Origin of the sequence: Acinetobacter sp. NBRC 110496, assembly GCF_000876115.1 — a bacterium.
Taxonomy (GTDB): domain Bacteria; phylum Pseudomonadota; class Gammaproteobacteria; order Pseudomonadales; family Moraxellaceae; genus Acinetobacter.
Genome location: NZ_BBTF01000018.1, coordinates 61,671 through 76,999 on the forward strand (window position 1 = coordinate 61,671; position 15,329 = coordinate 76,999).

The 15,329-nt window shown below is 39.8% G+C and carries 11 protein-coding genes and 2 pseudogenes; 8 read left to right on the top strand and 5 right to left on the bottom strand.

Features of this window, described 5'->3' with window-relative positions:
* Positions 1-39: 39 nt before the first annotated feature.
* The 6 genes and pseudogenes from Aba26S_RS21650 to Aba26S_RS10900 all read left to right on the top strand — a co-directional run bounded on the left by Aba26S_RS21650 (position 40) and on the right by Aba26S_RS10900 (position 7,171).
* Positions 40-1,577: pseudogene (locus Aba26S_RS21650) on the top strand (TolC family protein).
* Positions 1,577-3,700: a type I secretion system permease/ATPase gene (locus tag Aba26S_RS10880; protein ID WP_043971876.1), complete on the top strand. Its 2,124-nt coding sequence runs from the start codon at positions 1,577-1,579 to the stop codon at positions 3,698-3,700. The pseudogene Aba26S_RS21650 and the gene Aba26S_RS10880 overlap by 1 nt, the downstream one beginning before the upstream one ends.
* A gap of 17 nt (positions 3,701-3,717) precedes the next feature.
* Entirely contained in the window at positions 3,718-4,908 is a 1,191-nt protein-coding gene (locus tag Aba26S_RS10885) for an HlyD family type I secretion periplasmic adaptor subunit (RefSeq protein ID WP_005243174.1), read from the top strand.
* Positions 4,909-5,002: 94 nt separating this feature from the next.
* Positions 5,003-5,605: a YigZ family protein gene (locus Aba26S_RS10890; RefSeq protein ID WP_043971863.1), complete on the top strand. Its 603-nt coding sequence runs from the start codon at positions 5,003-5,005 to the stop codon at positions 5,603-5,605.
* Entirely contained in the window at positions 5,595-6,212 is a 618-nt protein-coding gene (locus Aba26S_RS10895) for a DapH/DapD/GlmU-related protein (protein WP_043971865.1), read from the top strand. Before Aba26S_RS10890 ends, Aba26S_RS10895 begins: the two co-directional genes overlap by 11 nt.
* Before the next feature lie 116 nt (positions 6,213-6,328).
* Positions 6,329-7,171, top strand: coding sequence for a universal stress protein (locus tag Aba26S_RS10900; RefSeq protein ID WP_043971867.1), 843 nt, complete (start codon positions 6,329-6,331; stop codon positions 7,169-7,171).
* 119 nt (positions 7,172-7,290) lie between these two features.
* Here the strand turns inward: Aba26S_RS10900 and Aba26S_RS10905 are convergent, their stop codons facing one another.
* From Aba26S_RS10905 to mutS, 5 genes are all read right to left on the bottom strand, one after another.
* Positions 7,291-7,959 (bottom strand): O-methyltransferase, encoded by a 669-nt coding sequence (locus Aba26S_RS10905; RefSeq protein WP_043971868.1) that lies wholly within the window; start codon positions 7,957-7,959, stop codon positions 7,291-7,293.
* A gap of 114 nt (positions 7,960-8,073) precedes the next feature.
* Positions 8,074-8,787: a D-Ala-D-Ala carboxypeptidase family metallohydrolase gene (locus tag Aba26S_RS10910; RefSeq protein ID WP_026040192.1), complete on the bottom strand. Its 714-nt coding sequence runs from the start codon at positions 8,785-8,787 to the stop codon at positions 8,074-8,076.
* Between the two features lie 123 nt (positions 8,788-8,910).
* Positions 8,911-9,240, bottom strand: coding sequence for a ferredoxin FdxA (gene fdxA / locus Aba26S_RS10915; protein WP_004652744.1), 330 nt, complete (start codon positions 9,238-9,240; stop codon positions 8,911-8,913).
* A 168-nt stretch (positions 9,241-9,408) separates the two neighbouring features.
* Complete coding sequence (locus Aba26S_RS21125) at positions 9,409-9,576, bottom strand: hypothetical protein (protein WP_005243163.1); 168 nt, start codon at positions 9,574-9,576, stop codon at positions 9,409-9,411.
* A 136-nt stretch (positions 9,577-9,712) separates the two neighbouring features.
* Positions 9,713-12,370, bottom strand: a complete 2,658-nt coding sequence (gene mutS, locus Aba26S_RS10920; protein ID WP_043971871.1) for a DNA mismatch repair protein MutS — start codon at positions 12,368-12,370, stop codon at positions 9,713-9,715.
* 225 nt (positions 12,371-12,595) lie between these two features.
* Here mutS and Aba26S_RS10925 point away from each other — a divergent pair, with 225 nt between their 5' ends.
* Positions 12,596-13,957: a site-specific integrase gene (locus tag Aba26S_RS10925; protein WP_043971877.1), complete on the top strand. Its 1,362-nt coding sequence runs from the start codon at positions 12,596-12,598 to the stop codon at positions 13,955-13,957.
* Between the two features lie 343 nt (positions 13,958-14,300).
* Positions 14,301-15,329: pseudogene (locus tag Aba26S_RS10930) on the top strand (hypothetical protein); the annotation flags it as partial.

The window sequence follows — 15,329 nt, forward strand, 5'->3', positions numbered from 1 at the left end:
AAAATGAAAATGCTGAAATGATAACAATACGAAAAAAATATGAACTTGCAAAAAGATATAAAAGTGAATAATGGATTGTGGATAAAAAGTATAGATTTCAAGTGGTTACTTTATGTAGCAACCTTATCTGTGCCGATGACACATGCAACACCACCAAGTGAGCAATATCACACTTTAAAGAACAATCTAACGAAACTGTTTGTTCCGCAAAGCAGTGATGAGTTTAAGGTCGCACAGATGCAGAAATTAAGTAATTTCTCTGTGGATTCTTCATTAGGGAGTGATTTACCCGTAGTTGGTTCTGGACGTCCACAAGAAACGATTCCGACGGCTTTTTGGCAGAATCAATCTAAAGTATTAAAAGATGCCGTCCAGATTGCAGTACAGCGTAACCCAGAGATTGCCCAAGGGATTTCAGCATTGGCGTCTCAAAATGCCAATATTGATGTTGCTAAATCAGGTTACTATCCGCAAGTGGGGGGGGCGTAAGTACAGGAGATCTGGGTAAGAAAAGTACCCGAGGTCAGCAATTACTCACTCTGAGCGCGACACAAATGCTCTATGACTTTGGAAAAGTGAAGTCTGGAGTCGATGTTGAAAAAGCAAAAGTCGTTGTTGGGCAAGCCAATGTCTTGGTTAAAATTGATGATATTTCATTGGATGTTGCACAAACAGTTATTAATATTCAGCGTTATCAGAAGCTTATACAGATTGCTAATCAGCAGATTGCTGGGATAAGACGCATTCAAGAAATTGCAAATCTACGTGCAAATGCGGGAATTAGTAGTCAGGCTGACCCGATACAGGCACAATCTTATTTACAATCTGCACAATCTGCAATGATCGCCCAGCAGTCTTTACTGAGTCAGTATCAACAGCATTTATATACTTTATTGGGTTTTGATACACAAAGTATACAATGGATCATCCCAGATGAGTTTGTTAAACAGTCTGATTTATATGCCGCACCGCAGTTCAATACGATTCCGCAGATGATTGCCGCACAGGCAGGGATTGAAGTTGCACGTAATCAAAAATTACAAACACAGGTCAGTAATTATCCGACACTATCTGTAAAAGGAGAACTGAGTCAAGCTTTACACGGTCGTAACCCCAATAATGAAAAAGATGGTGGGTTTGATAGTGCCATTATGTTTGAAGCAACCAGTCAGTTCTATCAAGGCGGGGCGACATCCTCAAGAACCCGGGCTGCCAGTTTTGCTGAAGAGGCAGCAAAAGCACAAGTTAATGCAGTATATTTAAAAGTGCTGGATCAAATCCGGACCAGCAGGGAGCAAATCGAAAATAAGCAACGTCAAATGCAGGTCTTGGCGGGGCAACAAGCGACAACAATACGAACAAGAGAACTTTACCAAGAACAATATAAATTGGGAACTCGCACTTTGGTAGATCTGCTTAATGCAGAGCAAGCGATTCATAGTGCGAACTCAGAGGCAGAAACAGCACGTTATGATATCTACAGCAGTATTGCACAATACATTGCTGCGACAGGACGTTCTCGTCAAGCCTATGACCTCAATAATATAAAAATCCAAGGATTTGAGGTACAACCATGATCACTACAAAAATAAACTATCAGCCTTGGTTACAAGCCATACTGACGATTGCAAAGCATTATCGAATTGAACCTTCTGAGGAACGGATTCGCCTACAACTTGACTGGAATCAAAATCAAAATTTAGACGAAGTCCTTATTTTGATTAGTCGACAGGTTGGCATGAATGTAAGAAGAATTGCATTTAGTGATGATGTCATTAATCCCTGGAGATTACCTATACTTGTAGAGCTTGCAGATGGGCAGGTGGGAGTGATTGATAAAGCCGATGGTTCAGGCCATGTCAGTGTTCAACTGAGTGGTGATCAAGGCCTTTCGCAGAAATTTGCCGTTGGTGCACTCAAACACATCATAAAGAATGTATATGTACTGCGACCTGAGCAATCTGTGCCTGATGCGCGTATTGATGAATACATTAAACCTTATGAGCAAAGCTGGTTCTGGTCTATCGTTTTACAAGACTGGAAGCGTTATGTCGACATTATGCTGGCTTCGCTGATTGCTAACATTTTAGCTTTGGCAACGATTATTTTTTCCATGCAGGTTTATGATCGGGTCGTCCCTTCACAGTCAATTCCAACGCTTTGGGTGCTTGCAGCTGGTGTTCTGATTGCTGCCATTTTCGAGTTTACCTTGCGGCTTTCTCGGGTTTATATTTCTGACATTATTGGAAAACGCGCTGATTTAAGAATATCAGATCGTGTCTTTGGTCACGCTTTGAGAATTAAAAATAGTGAACGCTCAAAGTCAACAGGAACTTTTATTTCTCAAATTCGTGAACTGGAAGGTGTTCGGGAGCTCGTTACATCAACCACTATGGGCGCTCTGGCGGATTTGCCATTCTTCTTTTTATTCTTGGTGATCTTTGCAATTATTGGTGGTGATTTATTTTGGGTCATGCTTCTAGTGGTGCCATTAATGATTTTGCCTGCAATCTTGGCACAAAAGAAATTGGCAGAACTTGCCCAAGAAGGAATGAGAGAATCGTCTATTCGTAATGCGATCTTGGTAGAGGCCGTTCAAGGCATTGAAGACATTAAGCTATTACGTGCGGAGTCTCGGTTCCAAAATCAATGGAACCACATGAATGAGGTATCTGCGGATATCAGTATGCAGCAACGTAAGATTGTTGGTGTACTCACGGCTTGGACACAGAAAATTCAGGGGCTGACTTATGCCGCAGTAATTCTGGTGGGTTGTTTTGCTGTAATGAAAGGGGATATGACAACGGGTGCATTGGTGGCATGTTCGATTTTATCTTCTCGTATGCTTGCACCGATTTCACAAATTACGGGGATTTTAGGTCGTTTACAACAGGCGAAAGTAGCGAAAAAGAGCCTCGATGAATTAATGCAGAAACCTGTTGATCAACCTGATCAAGCGCATTTGGTACACAAAGAGGTGCTGCATGGTGATTATGAGTTGAGCAAAGTGGTATTCCAATATACAGAGGAAGATCCACGTCCAAGTTTAGTCATTCCACAACTCAAAATTCGGGCTGGGGAGAGGATTGCGATCTTGGGGCGTAACGGTGCTGGTAAGTCAACGCTGCTACAAATTTTATCTGCCATGCAATTTCCAAACTCTGGTTCAGTACATTTAGATGATCTGGATATTAGTTTGATTGATCCTGCTGATGTTCGTCGCGATATGGGACTGCTCAATCAGAATGCACATTTATTCTATGGCACCATCCGTGAGAACCTGACGCTTGGGGCACCTTTAGCCCGTGATGAGGATATCTTAAAAGTGCTCAAAGTGACTGGAGCACTTAGTTTTGTACATGAAAAGAAAGAAGGACTAGATCATTTGGTCTTGGAAGGTGGGGTTGGTTTTTCTGGGGGGCAACGACAAGCGTTGTTACTGGCACGCTTATTAATTCGTCAGCCTAATATCTTATTGCTTGATGAGCCTACAGCTGCAATTGATGATGTTGCTGAAAAACAATTAATTGATCATTTGAAAAATTGGTTAGGTTATCGAACTTTAGTCGTTGCTACGCATCGACGTGCTGTTTTGGAGCTGGTTGACCGAATTATTGTCATGAACGAGGGTAAAATCGTCATGGATGGACCAGTAGATCAAGTCTTACAACAATCAACGATAAAACAAAAAATAGTTTAATAGTTCGAGGAAAATTTATGAGTGAACAACAACAAAACAGCAGCCGTTCGATGAATGTAACTTATAAGGAGCCTAAGTTACCTCGTTCGACGCTGGTTGTTTGGATGATTGGGATTGGTTTATTTTCACTCTTAATCTGGGCATGGTTATTTAATTTAGAAGAAGTTTCAACGGGTACAGGGAAGGTAATTCCCTCTTCAAAAGAACAGATTATCCAGTCGCTTGAAGGGGGGATTCTAACTAAACTGGATGTCAAAGAAGGTGATGTTGTTGAAAAAGGACAAGTGCTTGCCCAACTTGATCCAACGCGATTTGCTTCAAATGTTGGTGAATCTAAGTCTTTGTTGATTTCCGCACAGGCAACGGCAGCACGTTTGCGTGCTGAGGTCAGCGGAACAGCATTGAGTTTCCCAGAAGAAGTGCAAAAGAATCCAAAACTTGTACAAGAGGAAACAGCACTGTATCTCTCTCGCCGTGCTAACTTGAACCAGTCGATTGAGGGCTATGAACAGGCTGCTAAATTAGTCCGTCAGGAATTGGCAATGACTGAGCCACTCGTGGCAAAAGGTGCAGCCAGTGAGGTTGAAGTTCTACGTTTAAAACGTGAAGCCAATGATCTTAGTAATAAAATCAATGACACCCGTAATCAATATTATGTCAAAGCACGCGAAGAGTTATCTAAGGCAAATACCGATATCCAGACTCAACAACAAATCGTCAATGGTCGGAATGACAGTTTGCAGCGTGCAGTATTTAAGGCACCCGTTCGTGGGGTAGTGAAAGAGATTGACGTTACCACACTAGGGGGCGTGATTCCGCAAAACGGAAAGCTGATGACGATTGTTCCTTTAGAGGACAAATTATTGATTGAAGCACGTATTTCACCACGCGACATTGCATTTATTCGCCCAGGGCAGGAGGCATTGGTCAAAATCACGGCCTATGATTATTCGATCTACGGTGGTTTAGATGGAAAAGTAACAGTGATATCACCAGATACTATTCGTGATGAAGTGAAGCAAGATCAATTCTACTATCGTGTCTATATTCGTACGGATTCAGACCGTTTGTATAACAAAGCTGGTAAAGCTTTTAGTATTACGCCAGGTATGGTGGCAACGGTAGATATTCGTACAGGACAAAAAACCATTATGGATTACTTACTTAAACCATTTAATAAAGCGAAAGAAGCATTGCGCGAACGCTAGGCGATGTTGATTTAAAAAAAGCCTCGCTGTATGCGAGGTTTTTTATTTGTGATGTAAAAAGCTATAATTATGTTTTAAGTTTATATTTGTTTTTATGCCATTTACCATTGCCAGTACGGTTACTTTTGAAGAAGACATTAAAAAAAGTCGTTTTCAGGCGATTGCTGCAGTTGTTGAAAATGAACAGCAAGTGAAAGACTTTCTGGAACAGCACAAAGATCAGTCGACAACGCATCAATGTTGGGCATGGAAGATCGGTCATCATGTCCGCTTTAATGATGATGGTGAACCTTCTGGCACAGCAGGCCGCCCAATTCTTGCAACCATTGAAGGCAATGAGCTGACCAATGTGATTGTCTTAGTGAATCGGTGGTATGGTGGAATTAAACTGGGAACAGGTGGTTTGGTTCGTGCTTATGGGGGCTGTGCAGGACAATGTCTGCTCTTGGCTGAAAAGATAGAATTGATTGAAAAGAAACAAGTTCAATTTGCCTGTCTATTTAATGAATGGGCGATTATTCAGTATGAATTGATGCAGCAACAGATTGAATATCAAGAAAGCTATACCGATACAGGAGTCATGGTATTAGCCCGATTACAAGTGCATCAAATTGAAGCTTTGAGAATTAAACTTCAAGATGTGACTCGGGGTCGTGAATTGCTAAAAGTAATAGAGGAACAAGAACATGACGCATGATCCTTTATTAAAATATCGGGAACAGCATAAACAACGTTTGAATTACATGCCATGGTTATATTGGTCACTAAAACCAAAGCATCGTGAATGGGCTGAAGCATGGCAAGCTGAATATCAAGCCTATTTGATGGAGATGGAAACCGTTGAAATTGGAAAGAACTGTTTTATTTCACCTTTAGCGCATATTTTTGCCGAGCGAGGTCGAAAAATTTCAATTGGGGATAATACTTTCATCGCGGCGGATTGTACTTTACATGGTCCTTTGGAAATCGGGAATGAGGTTGCGATTAATCATCATTGCATTCTAGATGGGGGGAGAGCGGGGATCAAATTAAATGATCAAGTCCGAATTGCAGCCTATAGCCATTTATATGCATTTGATCATGGAATGGGGATGGATCGTCCTATTTATCAGCAACCTGTTACGTCCAAAGGAATTGAGGTGGGGTGTGATGTCTGGCTGGGGGCGCATGTTGGAATAAAAGATGGAATCAAAATTGGGCATCATGCAGTAGTGGGTATGAATAGCATGGTGACTAAAGATGTTGAAGACTACGCTGTCGTTGTCGGAAATCCAGCTAAAAAAATTCGCTATCGTACTGAATAAAAAGCACTAAAAAAGCGTATGAGATTCGATACATAAATTTAACCTACCATGCTTTTATCTATGTTAAGTTAAAAATAAGTAGAAGACCTAAGGTATATACCTAGAGAGAGGCGAAAATGAACCGTGTAATTGCATGTATTGATTCTTCACCCTGCATTGATGCTCTGGCAGAGGCGGCTGTGTGGGTAGCCAGACAAACCCAAAGGGAATTAGTACTGTTGCAAATCTTGGACTATTACCCAGCGAGTTATCATTTAGGTGAAATCAGTGGGGTGATTGGTTTTGAGAGTAATGCTATGCTTCTCAAAGAACTTGCCGAGTTGGAACAAAAACAAAGTGAGCTAGCACTGGATTATAGTAATAATTTGCTGAAACATATTTCTGAAATGATTGAAAAACAGTATGGCTTAAGCAGTTCTAAGATTCAGGAAAAAGGTGATTTTCTAGAGCAAAGTTTCAATCTCCTCAATGAAAATGACATCGTGATTATCGGACGGGTTGGGGAACGGGCGGCAGAAAAAAATAAACCAATAGGAAGTAATGTTGAGAATTTTATTCGTGGTGCCAATTGTACAGTGATTACTGTCGGGGAACACTTCCAGCCACCAAAGCGTTTTATCTTAGCTTATGAATATTCACCGACCTGCCAAAAAATGTTGCAACGCATTGCACAAAGTGACCTGTTAAAAAAACTTCAGTGCCATTTGTTGTATGTTGGAGATCATCCTGAAATGTTGGCGGAACCGGAAAAGTATTTGACTGATGCGGGTTTAGATGTGGTTTCTATTTATCGTTATGGTGATGTTGCCCAAAATATTCTTGAATATCAAAGAGAACATGATATTCAATTAATCGTATTGGGAGCTTTCAGTCATAGTAAAATTCATCAATTCTTCTTAGGCAGTATTACGACGACTATTTTCCGTAATGCCAATGTTCCACTATTAGTGGCTAAGTGATTCATTTTATTCTATATAGTTATCCGCAATTCCTGTGGATAACTATATGGAAAAGCACTAGAGATAAATATAATTTGTTGATATTACACAACTAAATTAAATAGGTTGTTTTTTAATCGCTATTTTACAATCGCGATTGCAAAACCATCATGCCCTTTCGAACCGACTGTTTGTAAAGCGGTGCAAGAGAGCAATTGAGGATGATCTTTCAAGGCTGTGAATGCCTCACGAATTCCTTCAATACTTGGTTTCTTGTTGTTTTCATCCAGAATAGCACCGGCACGGATGACATTATCCAACACGATAATTGTACCTGAATGAGAAAGCTGTAAGCTCAGTTCAAAATATTCACGGTAGCTTTGTTTATCTGCATCAATAAAAATGAAATCAAAAGGCTCACTGTGATCCGCAATCAGTTGATTCATGACATCTGCACCGCGACCTTTTTTTAGCTCAATACGGGTTGGCATATTGGCAAAATCAATATTTTCTTGGGCAATCACGACATGGGTATCTCGACCTTCAACGGTAAGTAGGTAGCCATCTTCTGGTAATGCTTTGGCGAGCCAAATGGTGCTATATGCGCCAAAGGTACCTAGTTCCAATACCCGTTTGCATTGGTTCATCTGAATCAGCATCTGCAAAAACATGCCTTGATTAGGCGCAACAGCCAAATGATTAGAAAAGCCTTGAGTATCGGTATTGTCTAATGCATGTTGAAGTCTTGGGTCTGTGGGAATTAAATGTGAATTGATATAGTCATCAACCTCGGTCCACATCTGTTGCATAATCAAATTTACCTATCAATCTGTTAGCTGCATTTTAAACATTTATATTCAGAGTGCAATTTGATTGCAGCAAAAAGGGATCTAAATGATCCCTTTTTGCTGCGTAATCTACTTTTAGAAATTGCACATTGAGCTATTTCGGGTCAGATCTGGTCCCCAAGTACGGTAGCCTTGAGTATCAATATGAATCTGACCAGAACTATATAGGCCAATCCCTAAATCCAGACTCTGGCCATGCTGGGCCCAGAATTGGCATAGCTTAAACTTGGTTTGTTCAATATATGCGTAGTCTTGCGGTTGAGGATATTCAGGCCCGATACGAAAATCGATCGCTGAGTTAAATAAGTGCTTTGAAGAGCCAGCCCCGCCAGCACATTGGTTTAGGGGTAAATCGCGATAAACTGAAGTGACTTCAAAATCGGTTAAAACTTTGGCTGCGATTAAATACTTAAACACTCGTAGGGTTGATAGGGCATTACCCCACAATTCACGATTAGGAACCATATATTCTGTACGACCACATTTCTGCCAGTCACGTGCTGTACGTAATAGCTCAAAACTTGGAATGATGTGTGCGACATTATTTCGGTTCAGAAACTGTTCATACTCACGAACGCGTGCATAGTTATCACCTTGATTGAGCCATTGCCGATATGATGCGGGTTCAACTTTATTCGGAATCGGGCGAGTAAAGGTCACTTGTTCTTGTGGAATGTAAATTCTTTTACCTTGGTTTTGATTTACTTTTGTTGTGGAGCTGCTACAGCCCACCATCATCACAGGAATGATCAATAATGGTAATAGACCCTGTAATTTATTTTGCATGATAAAAGGCAGTTCAAAATCTGTAGGTGAACTATTTTAATGCAAAATAAGCCATGAATAATGAGGTAATTGCAAAGAAATGTGTGATTCAGGTATAAAAAAGACCAGTAAAACTGGCCTTTCAAATTATTTTTCTAAATATTGCAGTTTGTCTGGCTTGCCGTTCCACTCTTCACGATCGGCAGGTTGTTCGCCAATTTGGGTGATGTTATTACCCGCCCATTTCTCAGACAATTCAGCATTGAGTTCAATAAAGACTTCTTGACCTTCTGGTAATTCATCTTCAGAGAAGATTGCATTTGCTGGGCATTCAGGTTCACAGAGCGCACAGTCAATACATTCATCTGGATTGATGACAAGAAAGTTTGGACCTTCGTAGAAGCAGTCAACTGGACAAACTTCAACACAATCTTGATATTTACATTTAATACAATTTTCAGTGACAACAAAGGTCATGGCGACAGCTACCTAAAAAATATGGTTTTCATTTTGCATAGTGTATTTTAGGCAAAAAATACTGATAGAAACAATTCCTTTTATTGATATTTATTATTCGTATCAATGAAATGGACTTATTTATATGACTTTTGTTGATAATAAGTCTCAACAACAGCGCTCAACTTGTTAGTTTGACTTTTTCTTCAGCCCACCACCATCTTGTTTGTTGACCGTTGCCCAAGCAATTCGCTCAGCTTCTTCTGGAGAGCGGCCTTGCTCCAGTTCACTTTGTGCAATATGTTTTGCTTGTCTTTTCTGTTTTGCTGTATAAGCCGATTTATCACCACGAGACATGAGATTTTCCTCATAGAGCTATTGATCTTATATAGCAATAACATGATCAAGCCGATAACGGGGTGAGGGGTTGTTGATTTTAGTGCGCACTATGTAAATCAGCTCTGGCATAAAACCAGAGCTGATTTCGACACGATTAACTTTCGAGCGTCTGTGTTGTCTTAAATAAGGCTTTGAGTTGATACAGTTGTTCAAGCGCTTGACGAGGGGTCAGATCATCAACATCAATCTGTTGTAACAATTCCAATGCAGGAGATTTGACTTCAACTTCAATTACTCGCTCAACTACCGGAGTTTCAATTTCATGTTCAACAGCGCTGAATAAATCATTCTGTACGCTGCTTTGCAAATGTTGGTGTTGCTGTTTCTCCAGAATTTTTAAACGCTTCTGCGCCTCTTTAATTACATTGGCTGGAATACCTGCCAATTTTGCGACTTGTAAACCGTGGCTTTGACTTGCAGGGCCTTGTTGTACTTTATGCAGCAAGATCAAGTTGCCATTCAGTTCTTGAGCGGTGACATGGTAGTTATCAATGCCTGCTTCACTGCCAAGTTCAGTCAATTCAAAGTAATGTGTTGCGAACAGGCATAAGCATTTTACCCGTTTGGTTAGATCAACCACACAGGCCCAAGCCAAAGAAAGACCATCATAGGTACTGGTTCCACGACCAACTTCATCCATCAAGACCAAAGATTGACTGGTGGCATGATGCAAAATCTGGGAGGTTTCAGTCATCTCGACCATAAAGGTCGATTTACCTGTAGAGAGATCATCTGCAGAGCCAATACGGGTAAAAATTCGATCAATCGGACCTAATTTTGCTGACTTGGCTGGAATGAAACTGCCGCAATAGGCCAGTAGACTAATTAATGCGGTTTGACGCATAAAGGTCGATTTACCACCCATATTTGGACCTGTAATAATCGCCATACGATGTTGGGTGTCCAAAAAGGTATCATTTGGTGTAAATGGCGCTTTATTTAAGGCTTCTACCACAGGATGGCGACCCGCTTGAATTTTGATACCTGTTTCTGCGCTAAACTCAGGTCTTGCCCAATTGTTCAATCGGGCTTGATGGGCAAAGTTTGCCACTACATCGATATGTGCAATCGCGGCACTCATCATTTGTAAATGTGCAATATTTTGGCGTAACTCATCTAAAAGTGATTCAAACAGCAGTTTTTCACGGCTAAGGGCGCGTGATTCACTGGAAAGCACTTTATCCTCAAAACCTTTCAGTTCAGGTGTGATATAACGCTCAGCATTTTTCAGCGTTTGACGGCGAATATAATCGGCAGGCGCCTGTTCTGCTTGTGCACGGGTCAACTCGATATAGTAACCACTGACACGGTTATAACCAATTTTTAAGGTATTAATTCCTGTACGTTCACGCTCTTTGATTTCTAAGTCAATTAGAAATTGTCCAGCATGATCACGAATTTTGCGCAATTCATCCAGCTCATCATCATAGCCTTCTGCAATAACATTACCATCACGCAATAGCACGGGTGGGTGTTCAACAATGGCAGCCATTAAATGTTGATGCAGGCTCTTAAAATCACCCAGTTCTTCATCTAATTGTGTTAACAGTTTAGATTGCTGTGTTTTTAATACAGGATCAAGGGCATGACGTAAGAATGGAATTTGTGCACATGCCTGACGCAATTGTACTAAATCACGTGGACGTGCACTCCCCAGAGCGACACGACTGAGTACACGTTCAATATCACCAATCTCTTTGAGCACCAAGCGCACAGGTGATTCGTGATAGCCTTTTAATAATTGCTCGGTTGCATCAAGACGCGCATCCAAAACGGCGGTATCACGAATCGGTTGCATCAAGGTCCGACTGAGTAAGCGTCCACCCATTGCGGTTTGGCAATCATTAATCAACTGGAATAAAGATGTGCCATGTTCAAACAATGGCTCAATAATCTCTAAGTTGCGACGGGTGATCGGATCAAGTGCAATAAAGTCGGTACTTTGCTCAATTTGAATGGAACGGATATGTGGTAAGGCCGTTTTTTGAGTTTCTTTGGCATAGTGAATCAGTGCTGCGGCAGCGGCTTTTGCCAGTGGAAGTGGATCTAAGCCAAATCCAGATAAAGTCGATACACTAAACTGATCGCACAAGGTCTTTTGGGCATTATTTAAATTGAAATCGACATTCGGACGTTTAGTGATTGGGCAGTCCAGATTTTTCTTAATTTGCTCAATAATATTCTGATCCACCAGATCTTCATCGATCAGAATTTCACTTGGCATTAAACGCGCCAGTTCAATGGCCAATTGTTCAGGTTTATAGTCTTGTTGTTGAACTTTAAAGATGCCTGCACTCAAGTCGAGTAAGGCGAAACCAATTTGATTTTGTTGAATACAGAGCGCAACCAGATTCGACGATTGGTAACTTCCCAATAAAGCATCATCGGTTAATGTGCCTGGCGTTAAGATACGGACTACTTTACGCTCAACTGGACCTTTGCCTGTGACCTCACCAACTTGTTCGCAGATGGCGACAGTACGGCCAGCTTTGACTAAACGAGCCAGATAGCCCTCTGCTGCATGATAAGGTACACCCGCCATTGGAATTGGCTGACCACTGGCTTTGCCACGGTGGGTCAGGGTAATACCTAAAAGTTTGGCTGCTAAATGTGCATCTTCAAAGAAAAGCTCATAAAAATCGCCCATACGGTAGAACAGCAATGCATGTTGATAGTCTGTTTTGACTTTGAGATATTGCTGCATCATTGGGGTGTGGTTTGAAAGATCTGCCATGCTATTATTATCATTCATTGTTATTAAGTCCTTTATTTTCAATGTTTTTAACCATGTATAACATAAACAGAATATCCGAAGGTGTAGGAGAAAATCTAAGCAAATACAGCCCAAGCCAAAACATTAGTGTAGGTTTTAGTGTAGGTTGTTTTAGTTTAAACTAGCCATCATTCCTTATCAATATTGGAAAAATGGACAGCTTGAAAGGATAACAAATAATTCAATCTTTCAGTGAGGATTAAAGTGGTTCGTTCGATAGATCAACAAACGCCAATAAAAAAAGCACTTTCAGCAAAAGCTATTGAGAAAATGAAAGTGGGTGATCCTGATAAGGCGGATATTGGGGAATATGTAGGGCTAAGGGTACATTGTGGTAAAACGGGAATGAAGACTTTTTTCTACCGCTACCGTAGTCCTGTGGATGATGCAATTAAGCAATATAAAATTGGAAATTTCCCTCAAGTTTCATTATTAGAGGCAAGGATAGAACTGATTCGTTTAAAGGCTGAACGAAATCAGGGGATTTGTCCAAAACAAAAAAAAGAGCAGGAGAAGCTTCAACAACAGATTGAGCAAGAGCTTGCACAAAAAGATATGTCTCAACTCACGGTACATCAAATGATAGAAATGTATTTGATGGAGGTGATTGAAGATCACTGGGTTGCTGACCCTCGAACAGGAGAAAGGAAGAAGGTCTTGGGGGTAAGAAAGCCCAAAGGTCAATCTGAAACACGACGAACCCTGTATGGCGATGCGGTACGAGTTTTAGGAAATCGGGTTGCTCTAGAAGTAACTCGAAAGGATGTGGTGGCTTTAACCAAAGAGATTATTGATCGTGGTTCTAATGTGCAGGCTGGACGGGTATTGTCCGAATTGACGTTAGCGTATGAATACGCTATTGGACTTGAGCGATTTCCTGCCAATTTTGCCAATCCTGCCTTATTAGCCAAAATGAGTATCAAGCAATCAAGGCTAAAAGTAACCTGTAAAAAGGGTACACGAGTTTTAAATGATCAGGAATTAAAACGTGTATTGGCTTGGTTGCCAACATCTGGATTTACAACACATCAAAAACATATCCTTTATTTAACGTTGTGGACAGGTTGCCGTACTGGAGAATTGTGTGATGCACAATGGAGCGATTTTGATTTAGATCAAGGTATATGGCATCTAAAAGCTTCAAAAAATAGCACTGAGCGTTATGTTCAGTTATCAACCCAATGCGTTAATTTCTTATACACATTCTACAAACCTGATCAGAAATATTTATTCGCTTCGAGTCGAACAGGGCTTCCTATTCAGCAAAAGTCTTTGAGTGAAATGAAATGGCAACTGAAGAATCCAGAGAAAGTTCAAACGAAATATCGTCCTGAGCAACTTTGGTTGGAAAATATGGATGATTGGAATCCACATGATTTACGGCGGACGGTTAGAACAGGATTGTCTAGGTTAGGCTGTCCTACAGATATTGCAGAAGCAGTTCTAGGGCATTCCAAAAAGGGAATTGAGGGAACGTACAACCTGCATAATTATGAAGCGGAATGTGCGGAGTGGTTGCAGAAATGGGCGAATTACTTGGATAGCATCATGAAAATCAATCATTAAAAAAGCTATATCAGGATTCAAACCTTTAAATTTTTTGTTTAGATATTCTTAATAATTACTTGATTGTACATATTTCCTTGAAATTAAACACAGGCTTTAGATTTAATCTTAATGAATTTTCACTGACCCTCATTAGCTGAATATTGAAAAGGCATGAGAGAATATTTTCATCTTATTTGTCTCAACATTATCAACACAAATATGAATTATTTTTTAGTTGATATTTTGTTTGCTTAGTCGTTTTTTGAAAAAATAATGGTTTTTAAAAATGTGATTAATAGTAACTTTTTGGATATAATTTATATACTGTAACGGCTGATTTTATTTGTTTAGAGCATAGATTATGAAAATAATAGAAATAAAAAAAGAGGATATTTTTAAAATTTTAAGTCAGCGTGCTCAACGGTCAGTGAGAAATCTGAAAGATGAGAATTTCGATCAATCGTTATTTTTTCACGAATCAGTTCAGATCCTGAAAAACATAGAATTTTTTGTTGATAACATCTTTAATCGCGTGATAACAAGCCTTAGTACCTATGAAGAGGCAGTCAAAAATAATGATCAAAAGCGGCTTGATAAGATACATGCAACTTTCAGCACATTACGTTTTCATCGCAATATGATGAAATTACCGAATGTACGATTTAGTGATAATTTTAATATTTTTAAAAAAATCTACATAAATCCAGAAATCCCAAAAAAATTACAGCAACGACTTTGGATGGCAGGAGTGACTGATCTGGAAGAGTTGCACTTACTTAACCAGTCATTTTTTCAAATTGATGACATTAATATTGCAATCGATAGAAATTGGAATGTAGACAGTTTTCCTAAAGAAAAGTGCTTTGATGGTATATCTAAAATTCAAGAGCAAGACGAGCACAATTACATTTCTAGAGGGGAAAAAAGAAAAGAAAGACTGGATCATTTAGGGAAGATGTATCAATCATTTGATTTTTTGCTTGAACAACTAGGCAGTGTGTATGTTCTTTGTGTAGATGTTCGATTTATCAATTCTTATCAAAACCGCAATACCTATAACTTCGAGAATTTTTTTAGTCTCATTTATCAACAGACTCAATTGATAGGTAATATTTTACAATGCTTACCCAACTTTGTTTGTGCAAATACAAAATTTGAGCATGATTTTCATTTAGGCGTGAATTTGCATTGTATTCTCATTTTTAAGCATTCTCCGAAATTTGATGAACAAGGTTTGGTTGATCAGTTGCAATATCTGTTTGATTTATACTTTAGAAACCAATTTTACATACAGGTACGGAACTGGAATGAAGTTGTTCGTAGAAACTTTTCAAATAAAGCAGTTGGACATATAGGTAAGGCGAATCAGGGCAAGATTGAGCATTTTAAG

What these genes read in the sequence shown, in the direction of transcription:
- Aba26S_RS10885 (WP_005243174.1), top strand. Translation starts at nt 3,718, where the DNA reads ATGAGTGAACAACAACAAAACAGCAGCCGTTCGATGAATGTAACTTAT.
- Aba26S_RS10890 (WP_043971863.1), top strand. Translation starts at nt 5,003, where the DNA reads ATGCCATTTACCATTGCCAGTACGGTTACTTTTGAAGAAGACATTAAA.
- Aba26S_RS10895 (WP_043971865.1), top strand. Translation starts at nt 5,595, where the DNA reads ATGACGCATGATCCTTTATTAAAATATCGGGAACAGCATAAACAACGT.
- Aba26S_RS10900 (WP_043971867.1), top strand. Translation starts at nt 6,329, where the DNA reads ATGAACCGTGTAATTGCATGTATTGATTCTTCACCCTGCATTGATGCT.
- Aba26S_RS10905 (WP_043971868.1), bottom strand. Translation starts at nt 7,959, where the DNA reads ATGCAACAGATGTGGACCGAGGTTGATGACTATATCAATTCACATTTA.
- fdxA (WP_004652744.1), bottom strand. Translation starts at nt 9,240, where the DNA reads ATGACCTTTGTTGTCACTGAAAATTGTATTAAATGTAAATATCAAGAT.
- Aba26S_RS21125 (WP_005243163.1), bottom strand. Translation starts at nt 9,576, where the DNA reads ATGTCTCGTGGTGATAAATCGGCTTATACAGCAAAACAGAAAAGACAA.
- mutS (WP_043971871.1), bottom strand. Translation starts at nt 12,370, where the DNA reads ATGAATGATAATAATAGCATGGCAGATCTTTCAAACCACACCCCAATG.